Genomic DNA, 24,278 nt, shown 5'->3' on the forward strand with positions numbered 1-24,278 from the left:
CATGGCCAGATCGCGTGGACGAGGTCGTCGCGAGCTCAAGTCCGAAATCAATATCGTTCCGTTACTGGACGTGCTGCTGGTGCTGCTGCTGATCTTTATGGCGACAGCGCCCATCATCACCCAGAGCGTGGAAGTTGATCTGCCGGATGCGACAGAATCACAGGCGGTAAGCACCAATGACGATCCTCCGGTCATCATTGAGGTTTCCGGCGTAGGGCAGTACAGCGTGGTGGTAGAGAAAGATCGTATGGATCAGCTTCCGCCAGAGCAGGTTATTGCTGAAGCGCAACGACGTCTGGAGTCAAATCCGAAGACGGTCTTCTTAATCGGTGGTGCGAAAGACGTACCATATGATGAAATTATCAAAGCGCTGAACTTGCTACATAGCGCGGGCGTTAAGTCAGTTGGCTTAATGACTCAGCCTATTTGATCATCTGCGTAGTTTTTGGGAACCGATAGTGTCAAAGGCAACCGAACAGAACGACAAGCTTAAGCGAGCGATAATCGTCTCCGCAGTGCTGCACGTATTTCTTTTTGCAGCGCTGATCTGGAGTTCGTTCGATGAGCACCTTGATGCATCAGGCGGCGATGGGGGCTCGTCCATCGACGCCGTCATGGTGGATCCCGGTGCGGTAGTGCAGAACTATAATCGCCAGCAACAGCAGCAGGCGAGCGCAAAACGCGCGGAAGAACAGCGTGAAAAACAGGCGCAACAGCAGGCGGAAGAGCTGCGTGAAAAGCAGGCCGCCGAGCAGGAACGTCTGAAGCAGCTTGAGAAAGAGCGTTTGCAGGCGCAGGAAGCCGCTAAAGAGCAGGCGGAGCAGCAGAAACAGGCTGAAGCCGCAGCGAAGAAAGCTCAGGAACAGCAGAAGCAGGCGGAAGAGGCGGCAGCCAAAGCCGCGGCAGACGCGAAGGCGCAGGCAGATGCTCAGGCTAAGTTAGCCGCAGAAGCCGCGAAGAAAGCTGCTGCTGATGCGCAGAAGAAAGCGGAAGCCGAAGCGGCGAAGAAAGCCGCTGCTGATGCGAAGAAGAAAGCAGAAGCCGAAGCGGCGAAAAAAGCTGCCGCTGACGCACAGAAGAAAGCCGAAGCGGAAGCCGCCAAAAAAGCTGCGCAGGAAGCAGAGAAGAAAGCGGCTGCCGATGCTGCGAAAAAAGCGGCCGCGGCCGAGAAAGCTGCGGCAGAAAAAGCCGCCGCTGCGGAAAAAGCCGCTGCTGATAAAAAAGCGGCAGCTGAGAAAGCCGCTGCTGATAAGAAAGCTGCTGCTGAAAAAGCCGCAGCTATGAAGGCCGCTGCTGCGGAAAAAGCCGCTGCCGCAGGGGTTGACGATCTGCTGGGGGACCTGAGCTCCGGTAAGAATGCACCGAAAACGGGCGGTGGGGCGAAAGGAAGTAACGCAGCACCGGCAGGAAGTGGTAACACTAAGAACAACGGTGCTTCTGGCGCTGAGATCAACGACTATAAGAATCAGATTGCCGCGGCTATTGCCAGCAGACTTAACGATAAATCGCTCTATACCGGGAAAACGTGCCGACTGCATATTAAACTGGCTACGGATGGTATGGTGCTGAGCGTTGAGTCAGAAGGGGGAGATGAAGCATTATGCCAGGCTGCACTTGTGGCAGTGAATCAGGCAAAACTGCCAAAACCTCCATCACAGGCTGTCTATGAAGTGTTCAAAGACGCTTCGCTGAACTTTAAGCCATAAGCAGAGCTGCTGTTATCGGGTTCTGATAGTTTTGTGTATTTGAGTTTGTTAACCTTCTGCTAAATTATCCAGGACTTATTGTTCGGATAAGGGAGATATGATGAAGCAGGCATTACGATTAGCTTTTGGTTTTTTAGTACTGTTGACGTCAGCAGTGCATGCCACAGTAAGCATCGACATTACCGACTGGAACGACTCAGCGCGTCCAATCGGTGTCGTTCCGTTCCAGTGGGCAGGCCCGGGCGCTGCGCCTGAAGATATTGGCGGCATTGTTGCAGCTGACCTGCGTAACAGCGGTAAATTTAACCCCTTAGATCGTTCTCGTCTGCCGCAGCAGCCGGGTACAGCTCAGGAAGTTCAACCTGCTGCATGGTCTGCACTGGGTATTGATGCCGTGGTTGTCGGACAGGTTACTCCTGCGCCAGACGGCGGCTATAACGTCGCTTATCAGCTGGTGGATACTGGCGGTGCGCCGGGTACCGTTCTGGCTCAAAACACGTATAAGGTGAACAAGCAGTGGCTGCGTTATGCAGGCCACACGGCGAGTGACGAAGTGTTTGAGAAGCTGACCGGTATTAAAGGTGCGTTCCGTACCCGTATCGCGTACGTAGTACAGACCAACGGCGGCCAGTTCCCTTATGAGCTGCGCGTCTCTGACTACGATGGTTACAACCAGTTCACCGTACACCGTTCACCACAGCCGCTGATGTCTCCGGCATGGTCTCCGGATGGCTCTAAGTTGGCGTACGTGACCTTCGAAAGCGGCCGTTCCGCGCTGGTTATCCAGACACTGTCTAACGGTGCTGTGCGTCAGGTTGCGTCATTCCCACGTCACAACGGTGCGCCTGCGTTCTCTCCGGATGGTACCAAACTGGCGTTTGCCCTGTCTAAAACCGGTAGCCTGAACCTGTACGTGATGGATATTGGTTCTGGTCAGATCCGTCAGGTCACGGATGGTCGTAGCAACAACACTGAGCCAACCTGGTTCCCGGACAGCCAGAATCTGGCATTTACGTCTGACCAGGCAGGTCGTCCACAAGTTTATAAAGTGAATATCAACGGCGGAGCAGCGCAGCGTATTACCTGGGAAGGTTCTCAGAACCAGGATGCTGACGTCAGTGCCGATGGTAAAACAATGGTAATGGTCAGTACTGCGGGTGGTCAGCAGCACATTGCCAAACAAGATCTGGTAACGGGGGGCGTACAAGTACTGTCGTCAACGTTCCTGGATGAAACGCCAAGTCTGGCACCTAACGGCACCATGGTAATCTACAGCTCTTCTCAGGGGATGGGATCCGTGCTGAATCTGGTTTCTACAGATGGGCGTTTCAAAGCGCGTCTTCCGGCAACTGATGGACAGGTAAAATCACCTGCCTGGTCGCCGTATCTGTAATAATAATTAATTGATTACTAAAGGAATCTTAGAAATGCAACTGAACAAAGTGCTGAAGGGGCTGATGATCGCTCTGCCTGTTATGGCAATCGCAGCGTGTTCTTCTAACAAGAACGCAAGCAATGACCAGAGCGGCGAAGGCATGATGGGTGCCGGCACCGGTATGGACGCTAACGGCAATGGCAATATGTCTTCTGAAGAGCAAGCGCGTCTTCAGATGCAGCAGTTACAGCAGAACAACATCGTTTACTTCGATCTGGATAAATACGACATTCGTTCTGACTTCGCTGCAATGCTGGATGCGCACGCAAACTTCCTGCGTAGCAACCCGTCTTACAAAGTCACCGTAGAAGGTCATGCGGACGAACGTGGTACTCCGGAGTACAACATCTCCCTGGGTGAACGTCGTGCAAACGCTGTTAAAATGTACCTCCAGGGTAAAGGCGTTTCTGCTGACCAGATCTCCATCGTTTCTTACGGTAAAGAAAAACCAGCAGTACTGGGTCACGACGAAGCGGCTTACTCCAAAAACCGTCGTGCCGTACTCGTTTACTAAGAGAATTGCATGAGCAGTAACTTCAGACATCATCTGATGAGTCTGTCGTTACTGGTTGGAATAGCGGCCCCCTGGGCCGCTTTTGCTCAGGCACCAATCAGTAGTGTCGGCTCAGGCTCGGTAGAAGATCGAGTCACTCAACTCGAGCGTATTTCTAACGCTCACAGCCAGCTTTTAACTCAACTCCAGCAGCAGCTTTCCGATAACCAGAATGATATTGATTCCCTTCGTGGTCAGATCCAGGAGAGTCAGTATCAGCTTAATCAGGTTGTGGAGCGCCAGAAGCAAATTTTGTTGCAGATGGATAGCCTGAACAGCGGCGGAGCAGCAGCACAGCCAGCAGCAGGCGATCAAAGCGGTGCGGCGACGCCTGCACCTGCGGCAGATGCCTCCGCGTCGTCTGGTGCGCCTGTACAGAGCGGTGACGCGAATACGGACTACAACGCGGCCATTGCCCTGGTGCAGGACAAATCGCGCCAGGAGGATGCTATCGTTGCGTTTCAGAACTTCGTTAAGAAGTACCCTGATTCCACTTACCAGCCAAATGCGAACTACTGGCTGGGTCAGTTGAATTACAACAAGGGTAAAAAGGATGATGCGGCGTTTTATTTTGCCTCTGTGGTGAAAAATTACCCGAAATCACCGAAAGCGCCTGATGCGATGTATAAAGTCGGCGTGATCATGCAGGACAAAGGCGACACTGCAAAAGCCAAAGCGGTTTATCAGCAGGTGGTTGCGAAATTCCCGGGTACAGACGGCGCCAAACAGGCACAAAAACGTTTGAGTTCGATGGGTTGATTATCGCATGACCAGAAATCGCGTTATTTCTGGTCGTGCAGCATGATTCCTAAGCAGTTAAGTGATCTTCATCGAAATTTTTGTTGCGCAGAATTCTTAAATCAGTAATATATGCCGCCGTTGCCACGGGATATCAAACAACGTGAAAGCAGCGCAAAAGTGGGTCGTTAGCTCAGTTGGTAGAGCAGTTGACTTTTAATCAATTGGTCGCAGGTTCGAATCCTGCACGACCCACCACTTAAAGCAGTTCCGGCAGCACAGAGTGGGTGATTAGCTCAGTTGGTAGAGCATCTCCTTTACACGGAGGGGGTCGGCGGTTCGAGCCCGTCATCACCCACCACTCGGGTCGTTAGCTCAGTTGGTAGAGCAGTTGACTTTTAATCAATTGGTCGCAGGTTCGAATCCTGCACGACCCACCAATTTTATTGGTACCGAGTGATAATTCAGGCAACACCCGAATGGGTCGTTAGCTCAGTTGGTAGAGCAGTTGACTTTTAATCAATTGGTCGCAGGTTCGAATCCTGCACGACCCACCAGCCTGAATAGATTTGAAGTACATCCCGTAAGGGGTCGTTAGCTCAGTTGGTAGAGCAGTTGACTTTTAATCAATTGGTCGCAGGTTCGAATCCTGCACGACCCACCAGCCTGAATAGATTTGAAGTACATCCCGTAAGGGGTCGTTAGCTCAGTTGGTAGAGCAGTTGACTTTTAATCAATTGGTCGCAGGTTCGAATCCTGCACGACCCACCAATGTAAAAAGGCGCCCTAAAGGCGCCTTTTTGCTGTCTGTCGTTCGCCAGGGCCTTGCAGGTCGGGTAAGGCGAAGCCGCCACCCGACAGATGCTACCGGCATCATTTCCCGATGACATTCCCCCTCAAATTCGCTATCTTGTTTAGTATACAAAACACCATTTCCTCATTTTTGTTATCTCATGCAAAACAAAGGCAATATTGTTAAGCCAGTAAAACGAGAAGCCATAATGAGTGTGATGTTTGATCCCGAAACCGCAATCTATCCCTTCCCGCCAAAGCCTGCTCCGCTAAGCCGGGATGAAAAACAGTTCTATCGAGAGAAAATCAAGCGCCTGCTTAAAGAGCGTGATGCGGTGATGGTGGCGCATTACTACACCGACCCGGAAATTCAGCAGCTGGCGGAAGAGACGGGCGGCTGTATCTCAGATTCCCTGGACATGGCGCGTTTCGGTGCTAAACATCCTGCCTCCACGCTGCTGGTTGCAGGTGTGCGCTTCATGGGCGAAACGGCAAAAATTCTCAGCCCGGAAAAAACCATACTGATGCCGACGCTGAATGCCGAATGCTCCCTTGACCTCGGTTGCCCGATTGATGAGTTCACCGCCTTCTGTGATGCCCACCCTGACCGTACCGTGGTGGTCTATGCCAACACGTCTGCGGCGGTGAAAGCCCGGGCGGACTGGGTAGTGACGTCCAGTATTGCCGTTGAGCTGATTGAACATCTGGACAGCCTGGGGGAGAAAATCATCTGGGCGCCCGATCGTCACCTGGGAAACTACGTACAAAAACAGACCGGTGCGGATGTGCTGTGCTGGCAGGGGGCCTGTATCGTCCACGATGAGTTCAAGACCCAGGCGCTGACCCGGATGAAAGGCTTATACCCGGACGCCGCGATTCTGGTGCACCCGGAATCCCCGCAGTCCATCGTCGACATGGCGGATGCCGTCGGGTCAACCAGCCAGCTTATTCATGCTGCGAAAACCCTGCCGAACAAGCAGCTCATTGTGGCGACCGATCGCGGTATCTTCTACAAGATGCAGCAGGCCGTGCCGGAAAAAACGTTGCTCGAAGCGCCGACCGCCGGAGAAGGGGCGACCTGCCGAAGCTGCGCGCATTGTCCGTGGATGGCGATGAATGGGCTCAAAGCGATTGCGGAGGGGCTGGAGAACGGTGGCGAAGCGCATGAGATCCATGTGGATGCCGCTCTGCGTGAAGGCGCGTTAATTCCACTTAACCGTATGCTGGATTTTGCGGCTACACTACGTACTTAACTTATTACGCCCCGGAGAAAAAATGGATTTTTTTAGCACACAGAACATCCTGGTTCATATCCCGATTGGTGCGGGCGGCTATGACCTGTCGTGGATTGAAGCGGTGGGTACGCTGGCCGGTTTACTCTGTATCTGGCTGGCCAGCCTTGAGATGATCAGCAACTATGCGTTCGGGCTGATAAACGTCACGCTGTTTGCGATCATCTTTTTCCAGATCCAGCTCTACGCCAGCCTGCTTCTACAGCTGTTCTTCCTCGCGGCCAATATCTATGGCTGGTACGCCTGGTCTCGGCAAAACAGTCAGCAGGAGGCGGAACTGCAAATCCTCTGGCTGCCGTTGCCAAAAGCCATCGCCTGGTTCGCGGCCTGCGTGGTGGCTATCGGCTTTATGACCGTCTTTATTGATCCGGTATTTGCCTTCCTGACGCGCGTGGCGGTCTCGGTCATGTCGGGTCTGGGATTAAATGTGACGATGCCTGAGCTTCAGCCGGATGCCTTCCCGTTCTGGGATTCCTGCATGATGGTGTTGTCGATTGCCGCAATGATCCTGATGACCCGTAAATACGTTGAGAACTGGCTGCTGTGGGTGGTCATCAATGTCATTAGCGTGGTGATTTTTGCCCGCCAGGGTGTTTATGCCATGTCGCTGGAGTATATGCTCCTGACCTTCATTGCTCTCAACGGCAGCCGCATGTGGATTAACAGCGCGCGTGAGCGTGGCTCTCGCGCGCTTTCCCGTTAATGGTGATGTGCGTGTGAGTGGCCGGACTGCGCCTCGTTAAGGTGGCAGTCTGGCCCGCTGCAAGGCTGGTACTCCATCTGGATAGTGGAGTGCGCAATCTCATAGTGATGCTCGAGGAAATGCCGAATACGTTCAAGCAACGCATCGTGATCGTGGGGCGGAATAACCTGAACGTGCAGCGTCATCAGCGGTTTCTCACCCACCAGCCAGACGTGAACGTGGTGAACGTTACGGACTTCAGGAATGGAACGACTCAGGTTGCGCTTCAGTTCGCCAATATCCAGTGATGTGGGCGCGCCTTCCAGTAGCTCATTTACGCTCTCCTTCAGTAGCCGCCAGGCGCTGCGCAATACCAGGCACGATACCAGCACGGAAAGAATCGGGTCGATAGGGGTCCAGCCCGTGCCCATAATGATCAGCGCGGCCACAATCGCACCAACAGAACCCAGCAGATCGCCCAGCACATGAAGCGCCGCGGCCCGTACGTTCAGATTTTTTTCACTGCTGCCGCGGTGCAATATCCAGAACGCCAGAATATTGGCGACCAACCCGGCAATGGCGATAACCATCATTGTCGTCCCGGCTATCGGTTGTGGATGCCGAAAGCGCTGAAAAGCCTCCCAGACGATAAGAATAGTAATGACCACCAGTGCAATCGCATTCACAAAGGCGGCAAGCGTGGTCAGTCTGAGCCAGCCAAAGGTGTGGCGGGTATTGGGAGGGCGACGGGCAAACTGCACGGCCAGCAGAGCAAACAGGAGCGCGGCAGCGTCGGTCAGCATATGCCCGGCATCGGCCAGCAGCGCCAGCGATCCGGATATCAGCCCGCCTGTGACCTCAATAATCATAAAGGTGGCAGTGACGCCAAAAGCCAGCAAAAGCCGTTTGGCATTTTCATCGCCAGTGGAGTGGGAATGGGAGTGGGAGTGCGCCATGGTATCGTTCCTGATTTATTATTATTTTTAGTGTAGCGTTTTTAACAGCTTAAATAAAAAAGGAGAGCATTCGCTCTCCCTGTTTTACCTTATGGAAGGTTACTGGGTAGTACCGTCCGTTTTGGTATTGGCATCGCTGCCCACTTTGTCATTCGGGTCCGGGCATTTCCCGTCTTTACAGACTGAGTTTTTATGCACCTCGTCGGTAGTCATACCCTCATGGTTCATCGTGCCTGTGTTCGTCCCGCCAGTATTGGTATTGCCCGTGTTGATAATACTGTTATCAACATTGTTTGGCGCGATATTCTGTTTTGCATCCGGCGCAACCTGGCCTGCTTCGGCAGCGGCATTCGCGTCGCCGTTGCTGCCGGATGAGCCTGCATCAGCAGCCAGTACGCTACCGCTTGCCAGGGTAAGGGTTGCCGTCAGGAAAAGCGTAGTCAGTTTCGTCATTTTCATCATGGTGCTCCTGTTCTTATCGTTACGCTGGATAACATTCTCCAACAGTGCATCTTGTTCAGTGGCGAAAGATTCCGGACTCCTGAATTATGTCAGGATGGAATCGCGTATAAATATTTAAAAACAGTCGTTACAAGTAAAAAGCTTAGGCCAGATCTCATTTTTCGCTATTTTGTTGCGTATTTTAGGCGAATTCCAGGAATTATCTGCGCGAAGTGTAAAAGCCCGTTTACACTTCGTGGCCGACAAGTTAGATTGAAAGGATTGCTTTCATTACTAAAGATATGGCAGAGCCGGAAAGAAGATGAATTATCAGAACGACGATTTACGCATTAAAGAGATCAATGAGTTATTACCTCCCGTAGCGCTCCTTGAAAAATTCCCCGCCACCGAAAATGCCGCCAACACGGTGTCTCATGCCCGCAAGGCGATCCACAAGATCCTGAAAGGTAGCGACGATCGTCTTCTGGTAGTGATCGGGCCATGCTCCATTCACGATCCTGCTGCGGCCAAAGAGTATGCGTCGCGTCTGCTCGCCCTGCGTGAAGAGCTGAAAGGCGAACTGGAAATCGTGATGCGCGTTTATTTCGAAAAACCGCGTACCACCGTGGGCTGGAAAGGGTTAATCAACGATCCGCATATGGACAACAGTTTCCAGATTAACGACGGCCTGCGCATTGCGCGTAAGCTGCTGCTGGAGATCAACGACAGCGGGCTGCCTGCTGCCGGAGAATTCCTCGATATGATCACCCCGCAGTATCTGGCTGACCTGATGAGCTGGGGCGCTATTGGTGCGCGTACGACTGAATCTCAGGTTCACCGCGAGCTGGCGTCTGGCCTGTCATGCCCGGTGGGTTTCAAAAATGGCACTGATGGCACCATCAAGGTCGCCATTGACGCCATTAATGCGGCGGGCGCGCCGCACTGCTTCCTGTCGGTGACCAAGTGGGGCCACTCGGCTATCGTGAATACCAGCGGTAATGGCGATTGCCATATCATACTGCGCGGCGGTAAAGAGCCTAACTATAGCGCTAAACACGTAGCGGAGGTAAAAGCAGGGCTGGAGAAAGCAGGTCTGGCACCGCAGGTGATGATCGATTTCAGCCATGCCAACTCCAGCAAACAGTTCAAAAAGCAGATGGAAGTCGGCGCAGATGTGTGTCAGCAAATCGCCAGCGGTGAACGCGCAGTGATTGGGGTGATGATTGAGAGCCATCTGGTTGAAGGCAACCAGAACCTGGAGGGCAGCGAGCCGCTGGTCTACGGTAAGAGCGTGACGGATGCCTGCATTGGCTGGGACGATACCGATGCGATCCTGCGTCAGCTGGCGGATGCGGTTAAAGCGCGTCGCGGCTAAGTATTTCGCGGGTAATAAAAAAGCGTGGATTTCTCCACGCTTTTTTTATGTCCGGCAAATATTACTTCGCTTTACCCTGGTTCGCCACGGCTGCCGCTTTTGCAGCGATTTCGTCGGCGTTACCTAGGTAGTAATGTTTAACTGGCTTGAAGTTTTCGTCGAACTCGTACACCAGCGGCACGCCGGTAGGGATGTTCAGCTCGAGGATTTCATCTTCACCCATGTTGTCCAGGTATTTCACCAGCGCACGCAGGGAGTTACCGTGAGCAGCGATAATGACGCGCTCGCCGCTTTTCAGGCGTGGCAGAATGGTTTCGTTCCAGTAAGGCACAACGCGGTCGATGGTCAGCGCCAGGCTTTCGGTCTGCGGCAGTTCAGCCTCAGTCAGCTTCGCGTAACGCGGATCGTGGCCCGGGTAGCGCTCGTCATCTTTGCTCAGCTCTGGAGGCGTAACCGCAAAACCACGACGCCACTGCTTAACCTGCTCGTCACCGTATTTTTCTGCGGTTTCCGCTTTGTTCAGACCTTGCAGCGCACCGTAGTGACGCTCGTTCAGTTTCCAGGATTTCTCAACCGGCAGCCAGGCCTGATCCAGCTCGTCCAGAATGTTCCACAGGGTATGGATGGCACGTTTCAGCACAGAGGTGTAAGCAAAGTCAAAGGTGAAGCCTTCTTCTTTCAGCAGTTTACCTGCCGCTTTTGCTTCGCTCACGCCTTTCTCGGACAGATCAACGTCATACCAACCGGTGAAGCGGTTTTCGTTGTTCCACTGGCTTTCGCCGTGGCGCACCAGGACAAGCTTAGTATTAGCCATTTCTTACTCCTCAAGCATTTTGAATGATAACAATTCTCATTATATTGCCGTGACTGTGCCAGCAGCAACGCTTAACCCTAACCATAGCGAAAATAGTTCGAGAGTGTAAGATGCATGTGAATCCAGGGTTATGATTTTGTCTGCGATCGCCGCTATTTTCAGCAAGGCGGAGATAAAAAAGCCCTCGCGGTGAGGGCCAGGCTTTTTTGCCGGATGGCGCTTCGCTTATCAGGCCTACATTTGTAGGCCCGTGCGCCGCCGGACATTAAGCGCGCGGAATGAAATGATACTCGGTGACGCTTACGTACTCTTCACCCGGACGTAGCACGCAGTCCGGCTGCGGCCATTCAGGATGGTTAGGACTGTCTGGCAGGAACTCGCTCTCCAGCGCCAGGCCTTGCCAGGCGCCGTAGGCGTCATGTTCGCGCGCCGTGGTACCCTCCAGATAGTTACCGGAATAGAACTGTAGGGCGGGGGCGGTGGTGTAGACCGTCATCTGTAATTTCTCATCAGCAGACCAGACCTGTGCGGCAGGTTGAGAAAGATCGCCTTTCGCCTGCAACAGGAACGCGTGGTCGTAGCCTTTCACCTTGCGCTGATCGTCATCACTCAGGAAATCCTGGGCGATGGTTTTCGGCTGACGAAAATCAAAGCTATTACCGCTTACCGGTTTCAGCCCCTGATAAGGGATACCCATCTCATCGACCGGCAGATACTCGTCCGACAGGATCTGGAGTTTGTGGCTGCGGACATCGGTCTGATTACCGTCAAGGTTGAAATAGGCGTGGTTAGTCAGGTTGACCGGGCACGGCTTATCGACGGTCGCGCGGTACTCAATGGCGATGCGATTATCTTCGGTCAGGGTGAAGCGCGCCGTTGCGGTGAGATTGCCCGGGAAACCCTGGTCTCCATCGAGGGAGTCCAGAGAGAACCAGACCTCACCGTCATTTTGCTGCACAATCTTCCAGCGACGTTTATCAAACCCTTCCGGGCCGCCGTGCAGCTGATTTTCGCCCTGGCTGGCAAGCAGGGAATACGTTACGCCGTCCAGCGTAAACCGGCTTCTGGCGATGCGGTTAGCGTAGCGGCCTATGGATGCGCCCAGAAAAGCGGTCTGCTCGATATACTGCTCCGGCGATGCGCAGCCGAGCAGGGTTTCGCGCACGCTGCCGTCAGGCATCGGTACGCGGGCAGAAAGTAAGGTTGCGCCCCAGTCCATCAGCGTAACCACCATCCCGGCGCTGTTGCGCAGGGTTAACAGGCGATACGGCAGACCATCCGGTGCGAGTGTAGGTATTTCGTTTAGCACTGTCCGGCTCCTTGTGATGCTTTACAGACGTAGAAAGTTTCTTTGATGCCCGTTTTGGCTTCGTACTGCTTAGCCACGGCGTCCTGGACGGCAGGGACCAGCTCTTCCGGCACGAGGGCGACGACGCACCCGCCAAATCCGCCGCCGGTCATACGCACGCCGCCTTTGTCGCCAATCGTGGCTTTCACAATTTCAACCAGGGTGTCGATTTGCGGCACGGTGATTTCGAAATCGTCACGCATGGAGGCATGCGATTCGGCCATCAGCTCGCCCATCCGTTTCAGGTCACCTTTCGCCAGCGCGGAGGCGGCTTCTACGGTACGGGCATTTTCGGTCAGTATATGGCGCACGCGCTTCGTGACAACCGGGTCCAGCTCGTGGGCGACCTTGTTAAATTCATCAAGTGAGACATCACGCAGGGCTGGCTGCTGGAAGAAGCGCGCGCCGGTTTCGCACTGTTCGCGACGGGTGTTGTACTCGCTGCCCACCAGGGTGCGTTTGAAGTTGCTGTTGATGATCACCACAGCCGCACCTTTAGGCAGCGGAACCGCTTTGGTCCCGAGGGAGCGACAGTCAATCAGCAAAGCGTGTTCTTTCTTGCCCAGCGCGGAAATCAGCTGATCCATAATGCCGCAGTTGCAGCCCACGAACTGGTTTTCCGCTTCCTGACCGTTCAGGGCGATCTGCGCCCCGTCCAGCGGCAGATGATAAAGCTGCTGGAACACGGTGCCGACCGCCACTTCCAGAGATGCGGAAGAGCTTAATCCCGCCCCCTGCGGCACGTTGCCGCTGATCACCAGATCGGCCCCGCCGAAATTCTTGTTACGCTTTTGCAAGTGCTTCACCACGCCGCGAACATAGTTCGACCACTGCTGGCTGTCGTGGGTCACGATCGGCGCATCGAGGGAAAATTCGTCAATTTCGTTGCCGTAATCCGCGGCGATTACTCGCACATGACGATCGTCGCGTTTCGCACAGCTGATCACCGTCTGGTAGTCGATGGCACACGGCAGGACAAAACCGTCGTTATAGTCGGTGTGCTCGCCGATCAGATTAACGCGGCCTGGCGCCTGGATAACATGGGTGGCAGGGTAGCCAAATTTTTCAGCAAACAGGGATTGTGTTTTATCTTTCAGACTCATTTTTAGACTCCTGATTCGCGGTAATGGACGTCGCTAACGGCACGCAGACGTTCTGCCGCCTGTTCCGCCGTCAGGTCGCGCTGGGTTTCCGCCAGCATTTCATAGCCCACCATGAATTTACGTACCGTTGCTGAGCGCAGCAGCGGCGGGTAGAAGTGTGCATGTAACTGCCAGTGTTGATTCTCTTCGCCGTTAAACGGCGCGCCGTGCCAGCCCATGGAGTAGGGGAAGGAGCACTGGAAGAGGTTGTCGTAGCGGCTGGTCAGTTTTTTCAGCGCCAGCGCCAGGTCGTCACGCTGGGCGTCGCTGAGTTCGGTAATGCGCTGAACATGGGCTTTCGGCAGCAGCAGCGTCTCAAATGGCCACGCCGCCCAGTAAGGGACTACCGCAAGCCAGTGTTCGGTTTCCACCACGGTACGGCTGCCATCCGCCAGCTCACGCTGGGTGTAATCCACCAGCATAGGCGAACCGTTCTGGGTGAAATACGCTTTTTGCAGTCGGTCCTCACGCTCGGCTTCGTTCGGCAGGAAGCTGTTCGCCCAGATCTGACCGTGCGGATGTGGGTTGGAGCAGCCCATCGCCGCGCCTTTATTTTCAAACACCTGCACCCACGGATAGCTCTGGCCCAGCTCCGCGGTTTGCACCTGCCAGGTGCTGACCACCTCTTTCAGGGCATCCACGCTCAGCTCCGGCAACGTTTTGCTGTGATCGGGCGAGAAGCAGATCACGCGGCTGGTGCCGCGGGCGCTTTCGCAGCGCATCAGCGGGTCATGGCTTTCCGGCGCGTCCGGCGTATCGGTCATCAGCGCGGCAAAGTCGTTAGTAAACACGAAGGTGCCTTTGTAGTCCGGGTTTTTATCGCCCGTCACGCGGGTATTGCCCGGGCAGAGGAAACAGTCCGGATCATGCTGCGGCAGCGTCTGTTTGGCAGGCGTCTCTTGCGCCCCCTGCCAGGGGCGCTTGGCGCGATGCGGTGAAACTAAAATCCATTGCCCGCTGAGCGGGTTAAAACGACGATGCGGGTGATCGACGGGATTGAATTGCGTCATGACAAATCCTTAGTCCGGATAGCCCTGCGGATGGCGTGATTGCCAGTGCCAGGTATCCTGTGCCATTTCATCGAGCGTGCGGGTGACACGCCAGTTGAGCTCTTTATCCGCTTTGGTGGCATCGGCCCAGTAAGCCGGGAGGTCGCCATCACGGCGGGGAGCGAAGTGATACTTCACCGGCTTGCCGCAGGCTTTACTGAAAGCATTCACCACATCCAGCACGCTGCTGCCAATCCCGGCGCCGAGGTTGTAAATATGCACGCCCGGTTTGTCCGCCAGTTGCTGCATCGCCGCCACGTGGCCGTCGGCCAGATCCATGACGTGAATGTAATCGCGCACGCCGGTGCCATCTTCGGTGGGATAATCGTTACCAAAAATCGCCAGGGAATCGCGACGCCCTACGGCAACCTGCGAGATATACGGCATCAGGTTGTTAGGAATGCCCTGCGGATCTTCGCCCATATCACCTGAAGGATGTGCGCCGACCGGGTTGAAGTAGCGCAGCAACGCGATGCTCCACTCAGGCTGGGCTTTTTGCAGGTCGGTCAGGATCTGCTCTACCATCAGCTTGCTTTTGCCATACGGGCTTTGCGGCGTACCGGTCGGGAAGCTTTCAACGTAAGGAATTTTTGGCTGATCGCCGTAGACGGTTGCGGAAGAGCTGAAGATAAAGTTTTTAACGTTGGCCGCACGCATGGCGGAGATCAGACGCAGGGTACCGTTGACGTTGTTGTCATAGTACTCAAGCGGTTTTGCCACCGATTCGCCAACCGCTTTCAGGCCCGCGAAGTGGATAACGGTTTCAATCGCGTGATCGTGAAGGATTTCAGTCATCAATGCTTCATTGCGGATATCGCCTTCAACGAAAGTCGGCTGTTTACCCGAAAGGCGTTCAATGACCGGCAGCACGCTGCGCTTACTGTTGCACAGGTTATCAAGAATGACAACATCGTGGCCGCTTTGCAGCAGTTGCACACAGGTATGACTTCCTATGTAACCGCTACCACCTGTTACCAGAACTCGCATATTTCGCTCCATTAGGCTTATGGTATGAATTAACCATAGCATATCAGAGACGCGAAAAGTGTGACATGGGATAAAATAGTGGTATCGTTTACACTGGTTTTCACACGCGCTTTTTCTCAGACTGAGTGCATTGTAGATCAAAGAGATAGAGATGTATTGTTGCAGGTTGTCTGAAAAGCGGAGGGCAGCGCCCTCCGAGCGTTAATCGATTTTGTTCAGCAGGTAGCGGTATTGCTCGCCGTCAGGCACAAATTCCAGCCGATGGGTGATGCAGGACGGGGCATCTTCAGCATGGTGGGACACAAACAGCAGCTGGGTTTCACCTTCGCTAATCAGGACATCCACAAAGCGGCGGATCAGCTGACGGTTGAGCGGATCCAGCCCCTGCAACGGTTCATCCAGAATCAGCAGCGTAGGGTGCTTAACCAGCGCGCGGACGATCAATGCCAGCCGCTGCTGCCCCCACGACAGGCTGTGGAAGGGTGCATCGGCGACCCGGTTATCCATACCCAGAATATCCAGCCACTGCTGCGCCAGCTTGTGCTGCTTGTCGGATACCGCCTGATAAATACCAATGGAGTCGAAGAAGCCAGAGAGGATCACGTTTCGCACCGTGGTGCTCACCCGGTAGTCCAGATGCAGGCTGCTGCTGACATAGCCGATGTGCTTTTTGATATCCCAGATGGTTTCCCCGCTGCCGCGGCGACGGCCGAACAGGGTGAGATCGTTGCTGTATCCCTGCGGGTGATCCCCGGTGATCAGGCTCAGCAGCGTGGATTTACCCGCCCCGTTGGGGCCGACGATCTGCCAGTGCTCACCAGGATTAACCGTCCAGCTGAGGTGATTAAGAATAGGGCGATCGTCGTAAGCAACCACCCCATCGCGCAGCACAATGCGCGGCTGGTCAGGCTCCAGCCCGTGGCGCGCCGAAGGCGCATCCGGCTCCGGCAGGGCAATACCGTCCAGTTTCTCGCTGTGGGCCAGCTGTGCAATGAGCGCCTGACGGAGCAGGACGGCCTTCTCGCCGATTTCGGTCAGGCTACAGTCCGCCAGCACGCCTGCATAATGTACGAAATCCGGGATCTCATCAAAGCGGTTAAGAACCAGCACAAGCGTGTATCCCTGCTGGTTAAGCGACGCCAGCAACGCTGCCAGCTGTGCGCGGGACTGCACATCCAGTCCGTCAAACGGTTCATCCAGGATCAAGAGTTCCGGCTCGCTCATCAGCGCCTGGCACAGCAGCGTTTTGCGCGTCTCGCCGGTAGAAAGATATTTGAAACGGCGGTTAAGCAGGGCGGTAATGCCAAATTGCTCCGCCAGCTGCTGACAGCGGGCAGGATCTTTTATCTCATCCTGGATAATTTCCGCCGTCGTGCGGCCGGTATCTTCTTCGCCGGGGCTGAGCAAATCGGTATTGTTACGCTGCCACTCATCGCTGACCAGCTTTTGCAGCTGTTCGAAGGAAAGGCGCGTCAGCCGGGTAAAGGTGCACCGACGTTCACCCTTCAGTTGGGTTATTTCGCCAGCCAAAGCGCGGGCCAGCGCGGATTTTCCGCTGCCATTAGAGCCCACAAACGCCCAGCTTTCTCCGGCGCGAAGGGTTAACTCTGGCAGCGATAAGGTACGGGTATCGCTAAGACGAAACGTGCCTTGCGAAATATGCAATGATGACATGTGTTATCCCATTTTTTGCAGCAACAGATGTCAGGGATACTCAGTGTAAGCAGGGTTGTCAATGCGCTTAGCACAATGTGGCGATAATTACCCTGTCTGCATTGAAATATGCGGTCACCACAGCACCTTCGTCTAATTCGGTCGCGTCGTTCACCGGAACGGTGGCGCAGAGCAACTGTCCATCCGGCAGGGTCATCAGCACTTCACACTGTTCTGCGCCGCGCTCGATGTGGCTGATGCGTCCCCGCAGCTGGTTGTCGGCCTCTGCGGCCTGCTCAGGGTTAAGCGTGATGCCGATCCAGGGGGCTTTGAGTAATACCAGCACCTCCTGACCTTCGTTCAGCCCAAGGCGTTGACCACTTTGCGCGGTGATGGCGGCTTTCAGGCGCGTCGTGCCGTCCGCGAGCAGGATCTCAATATGCTCCTGCACCTGCGAATGATCGCGCCCCGTCACCGTACCAAACCACTGGTTACGGGCGCTGGTCTGCAAAGAGAAACGGGAGATGGCGCCCAGCAGGCTGTCCAGCGGCAGGTTGTCGTCATCGCTCAGCACATCAAATGCTTTTTGCTGGATCTGCGCCAGTAAATCGTAGAGCTGGATCAGACGTTGCCCGTAACGCGTCAACACGGCGCCGCCGCCGCCTTTCCCGCCGGTGGCGCGCTCAACCAGCGTGTGTTCACTCAGGGTGTTCATGTCGTTAATCGCATCCCAGGCACTTTTATAGCTGATGCCGGCGTTTTTTGCTCCCTGGCTAATCGAGCCAGTTTGTTCTATTTGTTTTAACAGGGCGATACGTCGCGGATCGGCGAAAAGCTTCTGCTGAAGTCGTAGGGTGAGGAGAATTTCGGCCTGCATAACAGTGTCCCGGCAAAAAGGCTATTGTGACCCAAATGCCCGGGGGCGGAAAGCGCACCGCACAAAAGGGGATGTTTTTCTTACTTTTCAGGGTAGAATAAGCCGTTCACAAGATCTGGAGAAAACCATGTTAGAGTTGTTGAAAAGTCTGGTATTCGCGGTAATCATGGTGCCAGTAGTGATGGCTATCATCCTCGGTGCCATCTACGGCCTGGGTGAAGTGTTCAACGTCTTTTCGAACATTGGTCATCGTCGTGACCAGCCTAAAAAGCAGCAATGATTTCCTCCAAAACGCCCGGCCAGCCCGGGCGTTTTGCTCTCAAGTTTATTCCTCTCCCGCCGATATCTTTTACAACGTTCCTTGAGTTTACGCATTAATGGGTACGATTTAGCGCTAGGAACGCCTGCGATATATCGTTATATTTGTTTGTATATAACGATACGCACAGGAGCTTCAAATGGCACGTTCATGGGTACGCCTTTTCGCAGGGGCAACGCTGACTCTCTCACTCACCGGCCACGCGCTGGCGGATGAAGGAAAAATCACGGTCTTTGCGGCGGCGTCGCTGACTAACGCGATGCAGGATATTGCTGCGGTATACAAAAAAGAGAAAAACGTCGAGGTGGTCTCGTCGTTTGCCTCCTCGTCCACGCTGGCCCGCCAGATTGAAGCGGGGGCGCCCGCGGATCTGTTCATCTCTGCCGATCAGAAATGGATGGATTACGCGGTGGAGAAAAAATCTGTTGATACGGCTACCCGCGAAACGCTGCTGGGAAATAGCCTTGTGGTGGTTGCACCCGCAAACAGCAAGCAGGGCGACATCGCCATCAACAAACAGACGGACTGGACCCGTCTGCTCAACGGTGGTCGTCTGGCGGTGGGCGATCCGGAGCATGTTCCTGCCGGGATTTATGCGAAAGAAGCGCTGCAAAAACTTGGCGCATGGGAAACCTTATCGCCGAAGCTGGCTCCCGCAGAAGATGTGCGTGGCGCGCTGGCGCTGGTGGAGCGTAACGAGGCGCCACTCGGGATCGTTTACGGCTCCGATGCCGTCGCCAGTAAAGGTGTGAAGGTGGTGGGCACCTTCCCGGAAGACTCGCATAAGAAAGTGGAATATCCTGTTGCGATAGTTGATGGACATAAAAATGCGAGCGTGACGGCCTTCGTTGACTACCTGAAGGGGCCTGAAGCGTCCGCTATCTTTAAACGTTACGGATTTACGACTCACGAATGATATTGACCGAACCTGAATGGCAGGCCGTGCTGCTGAGCCTGAAAGTCTCTTCCCTGGCGGTTGCGCTGAGTTTGCCCTTTGGGGTGTTCTTTGCCTGGTTACTGGTTCGCGTGAAGTTTCCAGGCAAAGCCCTGCTCGACAGTGTTCTCCATCTTCCGCTTGTCTTACCGCCTGTGGTGGTCGGATATCTGCTGCTGATCTCCATGGGGCGACGCGGTTTTATCGGCGAATGGCTGTACGACTGGTTCGGACTGACCTTTGCTTTCAGCTGGCGCGGCGCGGTTCTGGCCGCGGCAGTAATGTCCTTCCCGCTGATGGTGCGCGCTATCCGCCTGGCGCTGGAAGGGGTGGATATCCGGTTAGAACAGGCCGCCCGCACGCTGGGCGCAGGCCGCTGGCGGGTATTCCTGACCATTACGCTTCCGCTCACGTTACCGGGCATTATCGTCGGTACGGTGTTAGCCTTCGCCCGTTCGTTGGGTGAGTTTGGCGCGACCATCACCTTTGTGTCCAACATTCCCGGCGAGACGCGGACCATCCCGTCGGCCATGTATACCCTGATTCAGACCCCGGGTGGCGAAGGTGCGGCGGCCCGGCTGTGTATTATTTCGATTGTACTCGCCCTGGTCTCGCTGCTGGTGTCTGAATGGCTGGCGCGCCTCAGCCGTGAACGGATGGGGAAATCGTGATGCTGGAACTCAACTTTACGCAAACCCTGGGCAGTCACACCCTGACGCTGAACGAAACGCTGCCTGCCAGCGGTATCACCGCCATTTTTGGCGTGTCCGGGGCGGGGAAAACGTCGCTGATTAATGCGATTAGCGGCCTGACGCGTCCCCAGTCTGGCCGTATTGTGTTAAATAACCGCGTCTTGAATGACGCGGAGAAGAAGGTCTGCCTGTCACCGGACAAACGCCGTATCGGCTATGTGTTTCAGGATGCGCGCCTGTTTCCGCACTACAGCGTTCGCGGGAACCTGCGTTACGGCATGGCAAAAAGCATGGCCGGACAGTTCGATAAGCTGGTGGCGCTGCTGGGCATCGAACCGCTGCTGGATCGTCTGCCGTCGTCGCTGTCGGGTGGTGAAAAACAGCGTGTGGCGATTGGCCGCGCCCTGTTAACCGCGCCGGAACTGCTGCTGCTGGATGAGCCGCTGGCCTCGCTGGATATTCCGCGCAAGCGCGAGCTGCTGCCGTATCTGCAACGTCTGGCGCGGGAAATCAATGTGCCAATGCTCTACGTCAGCCATTCGCTGGATGAGATTTTACATCTGGCCGACAAAGTGCTGGTGCTGGAAGCGGGCAGGGTGAAGGCATTCGGCAATCTGGAGGAGGTGTGGGGCAGCAGCGTTATGCATCCATGGCTGCCAAAGGAGCAGCAGAGCAGCATTCTGAAGGTGAGCGTGCTGGAGCACCATCCGCACTACGCGATGACCGCGCTGGCGCTGGGCGATCAGCATTTGTGGGTGAATAAAATCGATACGCCGATTCAGTCCACGTTACGGATCCGCATTCAGGCGTCGGATGTCTCATTGGTCCTGCAACCGCCGCTGCAAACCAGTATCCGCAATATTTTGCGCGCAAAAGTGGCGCAGTGTTTTGATGATAACGGCCAGGTGGAAGTGCAGCTGGAAGTGGGCAGCAGAACGCTGTGGGCGCGCATCAGCCCGTGGGCCAGGGATGAGCTGGGTATCAAGCCTGGCCTGTGGCTTTACGCGCAAATCAAGAGCGTTTCCATAACCGCCTGATCACAGCAGGTGGGTATAGATATACTGCGCGATGCTGTCGGTGGTGTTATCACCAATCACCACGTCAGCGCGCGCTTTCACCGCGTCATCGGCATTACCCATCGCCACGCCCGTTCCGGCCGCTTCCAGCATGCTGATGTCGTTATAGTTATCGCCGAAAGCAATTACGTCCTGCATTGATCCGCCCTGCGATTCAACGAACTGGGTCAGACGCCTTCCTTTGCTGTTGCCTTTGCGGGCGATATCCACCTGATCGTGCCAGGACCATTCACATTCCAGACCCAGCGTATGCTCGACATGTTTTGCGAAGGTATTCAGTTTGGCGGTGTCTTCATCGGTCAGGGCAAATTTCCAGATTGCTTCGACGTCTTCCGCCGCCTGGCGCAGGGAGGAAACCTGAGTAAACACCGGACGCTGCGCTTCCGGCAGAGACAGAGCCCAGTTGCTGGTGCGGATCACATGGCCGGTAGGGCGTTCATACACCATGGCGTTATCCACATACATCAGGCCGTGAATGGCGTGCTCATCCAGTAAATCAATCAATTGCAGCGCCTGCGTAACGGGAAGCGGATCGGAGGCTAAAACCTTTTTTGCCTGATAATCATACAAATAGGTGCCATTACAACAAATTGCAGGTGTATCTAAGCCCAGTGCCTGATAAAAAGGATGAATGGCTACGTGATGTCGACCCGTTACGATGAGAAGTTGATACCCCGCTTCCTGGGCTCGTTTGAGGGCCTCAAGAGAAGAGGGGAGCAGGGTTTTCTGAGGGGTAAGCAGTGTTCCGTCTAAATCCAGGGCAATCACTCGCGAGGTCATTTTTTCTTCCGGGTTAATGTTGAATTTAAGGTCTGTCGGGATGGTACACCGAGAGCGGAACCCTGCAAAATCCCGGACTACAATTCAGCATTCACCGTTAAAAATAATCAGGAGTATTCATGAAACAAACCGTTTATACCGCCAGTCCTGAAAGTCAGCAGATCCATGTCTGGCGTTTGAATACAGAAGGTTCGCTTACGCTGGTTCAGGTTGTTGATGTGCCAGGCCAGGTGCAGCCGATGGTCGTCAGCCCGGATAAACGTTTTCTTTATGTCGGCGTACGCCCCGAATTCCGCGTACTGGCATACCGCATCTCCCCGGATGACGGCGCGCTGACCTATACCGCAGAAGCCCCTCTGCCGGGCAGCCCGACCCATATTTCCACTGACCATAAAGGCAACTTTATCTTCAGCGGCTCCTACAATGCAGGCTGCGTGAGCGTCACCCGCCTGGAAGACGGTATTCCCGTTGAAACCGTCGACGTGGTAGAAGGGCTCGAAGGTTGCCACTCAGCCAACATTTCGCCGGATAACCGCACGCTGTGGGTGCCAGCGCTTAAGCAGGACCGCATCTGCCTGTTTACCCTGAGCGATGACGGCCATCTGGTCGCGCAGAGCCCGGCGGAAGTCACCACCGTTGAAGGCGCAGGCCCGCGCCACATGGTCTTCCACCCGAATCAGCAGTATGCCTATGTCGTTAACGAGCTGAACAGCTCGGTAGACGTGTGGGAGCTGAACGATCCTAACGGGCAGATCGAGTGCGTACAGACGCTGGACATGATGCCATCTGATTTCTCCGACACACGCTGGGCGGCAGACATTCACATCACGCCGGATGGCCGTCACCTGTATGCCTGTGACCGTACCTCCAGTCTGATCACCGTCTTCAGCGTCTCTGAAGACGGCAGCGTTCTGGCAGTTGAAGGCTTCCAGCCAACTGAAACCCAGCCGCGCGGCTTTAATGTCGACCACAGCGGCAAATACCTGATTGCGGCGGGGCAGAAATCCCACCACATTGCGCTCTATGAAATCCAGGGCTTGCAGGGTCTACTGGAAGAGAAAGGACGCTATGCGGTCGGACAAGGGCCGATGTGGGTTGTGATTAACGCTTACTGATCCGTAGACGAAAAAAAACCTCGCAAATGCGAGGTTTTTTTATGCGCGGTTAATGCATGAGGCAGGCCGGGTAAGGCGCAGCCGCCACCCGGCAGCAGGCATTTTACTGCTTCGGCTCAGCAACCACTTTGCTACCCAGACCGCGGTTGTTGTATTCCCACATGCGGTTGAAGTTAGCGTCGTTCAGGTTACGCTGCACGTTGTCTTTATCATCCACCGTGCCGGTGTTGCCGGAGAAAGGACGTTTCGAGATAGCCGCATCCGCCCACGGTTTCGCCATGTTAAAACCTTCGTTAATCACGCTGTCGCGGATAACGACCTGGCCGTTAGTGGCGGAGTCCACGTCCAGAGAGCGACCAAGCTGCGCCACGCCATCGCCAGCAGCAGTAAAGCGACTATTCACGGTCAGGAAGCCATAGAACAGGTTAGACTGCGTGGCCGGTGCAAAGACGTAACCTTCCTGCTGCGTACGTGAATTCACCACGCGGAAGTCGGTGTTATCAAATACCACCGCGCCGCGACCGGAGACCATATCCACGTCGCCTTCAATGTAGCTGTTGGTGACCAGAGTACGCGTCAGACGGTTGTTCTGAAGGGTATTCTGCACGCCGCTGTTGGTCACGAAGAAGGTGTTCTGGCGGCCCAGGATATTGACGTTGTTAATCTGTACCTTGTCGCCATCGCTACGCAGCGCCACGGCCTGATGATTACCTGCGTCAACGCTGTCGCCCAGGGTGTTCTGAATAGTCAGGTTTTGCAATTGCAGGCCATTGTTTTGTGACCAGAATACCGCCGAACACATCACGCCAATGGTGGCGGTACGCTTGCGCTGGCAGTTATCAAACATATACCACGCCGGTTTACCTGGCATGTATTTACCGGCCGGGTTCACCAGATGGCGCCAGGTGGTGCTGTCGATCTCTGAATCAATCGCCAGGCCAATTTTTACGTCGACCGCTTTTTCGCCCAGGCCGTAAAGCGTAATGCTTCCCGGTGCTGCCGGAACATAAACGGTTCCTTCGTATTCACCCGGCAGGATGGCAATGTACTGACGAGATGCGCTGTGTTTGGTGATTGCGGCATCAACGGCTGCCTGAATAGAGGTGTGTGTAACGCCCTGCGCCCCGGCCGGGCCGACAACGAAGTCTGGCTGTTTCGGCAGGTTAATAGAAGAAGGCGTCCACGGGGCTGCATTGGGATCCATCGCCGAGAAATAGTGCGCACGGGTGAAGTTCTTCGCTTCAGCCGCTGACAGGATCGGACGGGAAGCGGTGCCCGGAGCAACCTGCTCAGAAGGTTGCTGATCCGGTGGTGTTGAACTGCAAGCGGATAAAGTCACGCCAAAGGCGAGTGCCAACGCCAGACGGGAAATCCTGGAAATATTCAAGGTAATGCTCCTGGGTATGCAAGTCTTATCTGGATAGACGAAATAGCCTGCTTTTTTATACTAAGTTGAGCGAAACGGGAAGATAAAAACCGGAAAAGTTGCATTTTTGCCCGCAGGCGACGGGAAAGTCATCAC

General features: G+C 54.9%; 24 protein-coding genes and 6 tRNA genes. 19 read left to right on the forward strand and 11 right to left on the reverse strand.

All coding sequences use genetic code 11. The features are described 5' to 3' along the window. Nucleotide 1: 1 nt before the first annotated feature. From tolR to pnuC, 13 genes are all read left to right on the forward strand, one after another. Nucleotides 2-430 carry a colicin uptake protein TolR gene (gene tolR, locus ACOTXL_RS08245; protein ID WP_003858589.1) on the forward strand — a complete coding sequence of 143 codons (429 nt, stop codon included), beginning with the start codon at nucleotides 2-4 and terminating at the stop codon, nucleotides 428-430. 28 nt (nucleotides 431-458) lie between these two features. Then, on the forward strand, nucleotides 459-1,706 hold the full coding sequence (gene tolA, locus ACOTXL_RS08250; protein ID WP_045350539.1) for a cell envelope integrity protein TolA: 1,248 nt from the start codon (nucleotides 459-461) through the stop codon (nucleotides 1,704-1,706). 100 nt (nucleotides 1,707-1,806) lie between these two features. Then, entirely contained in the window at nucleotides 1,807-3,099 is a 1,293-nt protein-coding gene (tolB, locus tag ACOTXL_RS08255) for a Tol-Pal system beta propeller repeat protein TolB (protein WP_017384962.1), read from the forward strand. A 34-nt stretch (nucleotides 3,100-3,133) separates the two neighbouring features. Then, a complete protein-coding gene (pal, locus tag ACOTXL_RS08260; protein WP_003858578.1) occupies nucleotides 3,134-3,655 on the forward strand; it encodes a peptidoglycan-associated lipoprotein Pal in 522 nt (173 codons plus the stop codon). Nucleotides 3,656-3,664: 9 nt separating this feature from the next. Beyond that, nucleotides 3,665-4,453 (forward strand): cell division protein CpoB, encoded by a 789-nt coding sequence (gene cpoB, locus ACOTXL_RS08265; protein WP_045350538.1) that lies wholly within the window; start codon nucleotides 3,665-3,667, stop codon nucleotides 4,451-4,453. Between the two features lie 161 nt (nucleotides 4,454-4,614). Further along, nucleotides 4,615-4,690: transfer RNA gene (locus ACOTXL_RS08270), tRNA-Lys, on the forward strand. Between the two features lie 27 nt (nucleotides 4,691-4,717). Further along, a tRNA-Val gene (locus tag ACOTXL_RS08275) sits at nucleotides 4,718-4,793 on the forward strand. A 3-nt stretch (nucleotides 4,794-4,796) separates the two neighbouring features. Further along, nucleotides 4,797-4,872: transfer RNA gene (locus tag ACOTXL_RS08280), tRNA-Lys, on the forward strand. A gap of 41 nt (nucleotides 4,873-4,913) precedes the next feature. After that, nucleotides 4,914-4,989: transfer RNA gene (locus tag ACOTXL_RS08285), tRNA-Lys, on the forward strand. 31 nt (nucleotides 4,990-5,020) lie between these two features. Next, nucleotides 5,021-5,096, forward strand: a tRNA-Lys gene (locus tag ACOTXL_RS08290). A gap of 31 nt (nucleotides 5,097-5,127) precedes the next feature. Next, nucleotides 5,128-5,203 (forward strand) — tRNA-Lys (locus ACOTXL_RS08295). Between the two features lie 230 nt (nucleotides 5,204-5,433). Next, nucleotides 5,434-6,477 carry a quinolinate synthase NadA gene (gene nadA / locus ACOTXL_RS08300; protein WP_045350720.1) on the forward strand — a complete coding sequence of 348 codons (1,044 nt, stop codon included), beginning with the start codon at nucleotides 5,434-5,436 and terminating at the stop codon, nucleotides 6,475-6,477. Nucleotides 6,478-6,499: 22 nt separating this feature from the next. Continuing rightward, a complete protein-coding gene (pnuC, locus tag ACOTXL_RS08305) occupies nucleotides 6,500-7,219 on the forward strand; it encodes a nicotinamide riboside transporter PnuC (protein WP_045350719.1) in 720 nt (239 codons plus the stop codon). Here the strand turns inward: pnuC and zitB are convergent. Further along, nucleotides 7,216-8,154, reverse strand: a complete 939-nt coding sequence (gene zitB / locus ACOTXL_RS08310) for a CDF family zinc transporter ZitB (RefSeq protein WP_022650624.1) — start codon at nucleotides 8,152-8,154, stop codon at nucleotides 7,216-7,218. The two genes, pnuC and zitB, sit on opposite strands and share 4 nt — an antisense overlap. A gap of 99 nt (nucleotides 8,155-8,253) precedes the next feature. Then, nucleotides 8,254-8,613, reverse strand: a complete 360-nt coding sequence (locus ACOTXL_RS08315; RefSeq protein WP_045350718.1) for a protein YbgS — start codon at nucleotides 8,611-8,613, stop codon at nucleotides 8,254-8,256. A 304-nt stretch (nucleotides 8,614-8,917) separates the two neighbouring features. On the opposite strand from ACOTXL_RS08315, the gene aroG reads away from it, so the two are divergent. Continuing rightward, entirely contained in the window at nucleotides 8,918-9,970 is a 1,053-nt protein-coding gene (gene aroG / locus ACOTXL_RS08320) for a 3-deoxy-7-phosphoheptulonate synthase AroG (protein WP_003858564.1), read from the forward strand. 61 nt (nucleotides 9,971-10,031) lie between these two features. Here the strand turns inward: aroG and gpmA are convergent, their stop codons facing one another. The 7 genes from gpmA to modE all read right to left on the reverse strand — a co-directional run bounded on the left by gpmA (nucleotide 10,032) and on the right by modE (nucleotide 17,840). Continuing rightward, entirely contained in the window at nucleotides 10,032-10,784 is a 753-nt protein-coding gene (gpmA, locus tag ACOTXL_RS08325) for a 2,3-diphosphoglycerate-dependent phosphoglycerate mutase (RefSeq protein WP_003858562.1), read from the reverse strand. Nucleotides 10,785-11,049: 265 nt separating this feature from the next. Continuing rightward, nucleotides 11,050-12,093, reverse strand: coding sequence for a galactose-1-epimerase (gene galM, locus ACOTXL_RS08330; protein WP_003858560.1), 1,044 nt, complete (start codon nucleotides 12,091-12,093; stop codon nucleotides 11,050-11,052). Then, a complete protein-coding gene (gene galK / locus ACOTXL_RS08335) occupies nucleotides 12,087-13,235 on the reverse strand; it encodes a galactokinase (RefSeq protein WP_003858559.1) in 1,149 nt (382 codons plus the stop codon). Before galK ends, galM begins: the two co-directional genes overlap by 7 nt. Nucleotides 13,236-13,237: 2 nt before the next feature. Next, a complete protein-coding gene (gene galT, locus ACOTXL_RS08340) occupies nucleotides 13,238-14,284 on the reverse strand; it encodes a galactose-1-phosphate uridylyltransferase (protein WP_022650627.1) in 1,047 nt (348 codons plus the stop codon). A gap of 9 nt (nucleotides 14,285-14,293) precedes the next feature. Further along, the gene (galE, locus tag ACOTXL_RS08345) at nucleotides 14,294-15,310 is read right to left on the reverse strand and encodes a UDP-glucose 4-epimerase GalE (protein WP_045350717.1); all 1,017 of its coding nucleotides are present in this window, start codon (nucleotides 15,308-15,310) and stop codon (nucleotides 14,294-14,296) included. Nucleotides 15,311-15,511: 201 nt separating this feature from the next. Then, on the reverse strand, nucleotides 15,512-16,984 hold the full coding sequence (gene modF, locus ACOTXL_RS08350) for a molybdate ABC transporter ATP-binding protein ModF (RefSeq protein WP_045350715.1): 1,473 nt from the start codon (nucleotides 16,982-16,984) through the stop codon (nucleotides 15,512-15,514). Between the two features lie 67 nt (nucleotides 16,985-17,051). Next, nucleotides 17,052-17,840, reverse strand: a complete 789-nt coding sequence (gene modE / locus ACOTXL_RS08355; protein ID WP_045350714.1) for a molybdenum-dependent transcriptional regulator — start codon at nucleotides 17,838-17,840, stop codon at nucleotides 17,052-17,054. A gap of 127 nt (nucleotides 17,841-17,967) precedes the next feature. Between modE and ACOTXL_RS08360 the strand changes: the two genes are divergently transcribed. The 4 genes from ACOTXL_RS08360 (at nucleotide 17,968) to modC (ending at nucleotide 20,822) form a co-directional block, all read left to right on the forward strand. Beyond that, on the forward strand, nucleotides 17,968-18,120 hold the full coding sequence (locus ACOTXL_RS08360; protein ID WP_003858549.1) for an AcrZ family multidrug efflux pump-associated protein: 153 nt from the start codon (nucleotides 17,968-17,970) through the stop codon (nucleotides 18,118-18,120). A gap of 178 nt (nucleotides 18,121-18,298) precedes the next feature. After that, entirely contained in the window at nucleotides 18,299-19,075 is a 777-nt protein-coding gene (modA, locus tag ACOTXL_RS08365) for a molybdate ABC transporter substrate-binding protein (protein ID WP_022650631.1), read from the forward strand. Further along, nucleotides 19,072-19,764, forward strand: a complete 693-nt coding sequence (gene modB / locus ACOTXL_RS08370) for a molybdate ABC transporter permease subunit (protein WP_003858545.1) — start codon at nucleotides 19,072-19,074, stop codon at nucleotides 19,762-19,764. Before modA ends, modB begins: the two co-directional genes overlap by 4 nt. After that, complete coding sequence (gene modC, locus ACOTXL_RS08375) at nucleotides 19,764-20,822, forward strand: molybdenum ABC transporter ATP-binding protein ModC (protein WP_023303318.1); 1,059 nt, start codon at nucleotides 19,764-19,766, stop codon at nucleotides 20,820-20,822. The genes modB and modC overlap by 1 nt, the downstream gene beginning before the upstream one ends. On the opposite strand, the gene ACOTXL_RS08380 is transcribed toward modC, so the two are convergent. After that, nucleotides 20,823-21,641 carry a pyridoxal phosphatase gene (locus tag ACOTXL_RS08380; RefSeq protein ID WP_045350713.1) on the reverse strand — a complete coding sequence of 273 codons (819 nt, stop codon included), beginning with the start codon at nucleotides 21,639-21,641 and terminating at the stop codon, nucleotides 20,823-20,825. It abuts the gene before it with no gap. Between the two features lie 119 nt (nucleotides 21,642-21,760). Here ACOTXL_RS08380 and pgl point away from each other — a divergent pair, with 119 nt between their 5' ends. Continuing rightward, nucleotides 21,761-22,756 (forward strand): 6-phosphogluconolactonase, encoded by a 996-nt coding sequence (gene pgl, locus ACOTXL_RS08385; protein WP_045350712.1) that lies wholly within the window; start codon nucleotides 21,761-21,763, stop codon nucleotides 22,754-22,756. A gap of 103 nt (nucleotides 22,757-22,859) precedes the next feature. Here pgl and ACOTXL_RS08390 read toward each other — a convergent pair whose 3' ends face one another. Then, entirely contained in the window at nucleotides 22,860-24,143 is a 1,284-nt protein-coding gene (locus tag ACOTXL_RS08390; RefSeq protein ID WP_045350711.1) for a putative acyl-CoA thioester hydrolase, read from the reverse strand. Between the last annotated feature and the right edge of the window lie 135 nt (nucleotides 24,144-24,278).

The sequence above is a fragment of the Enterobacter cloacae complex sp. IR5402 genome, from assembly GCF_049238125.1.
GTDB classification, from domain to species: domain Bacteria; phylum Pseudomonadota; class Gammaproteobacteria; order Enterobacterales; family Enterobacteriaceae; genus Enterobacter; species Enterobacter hormaechei_C.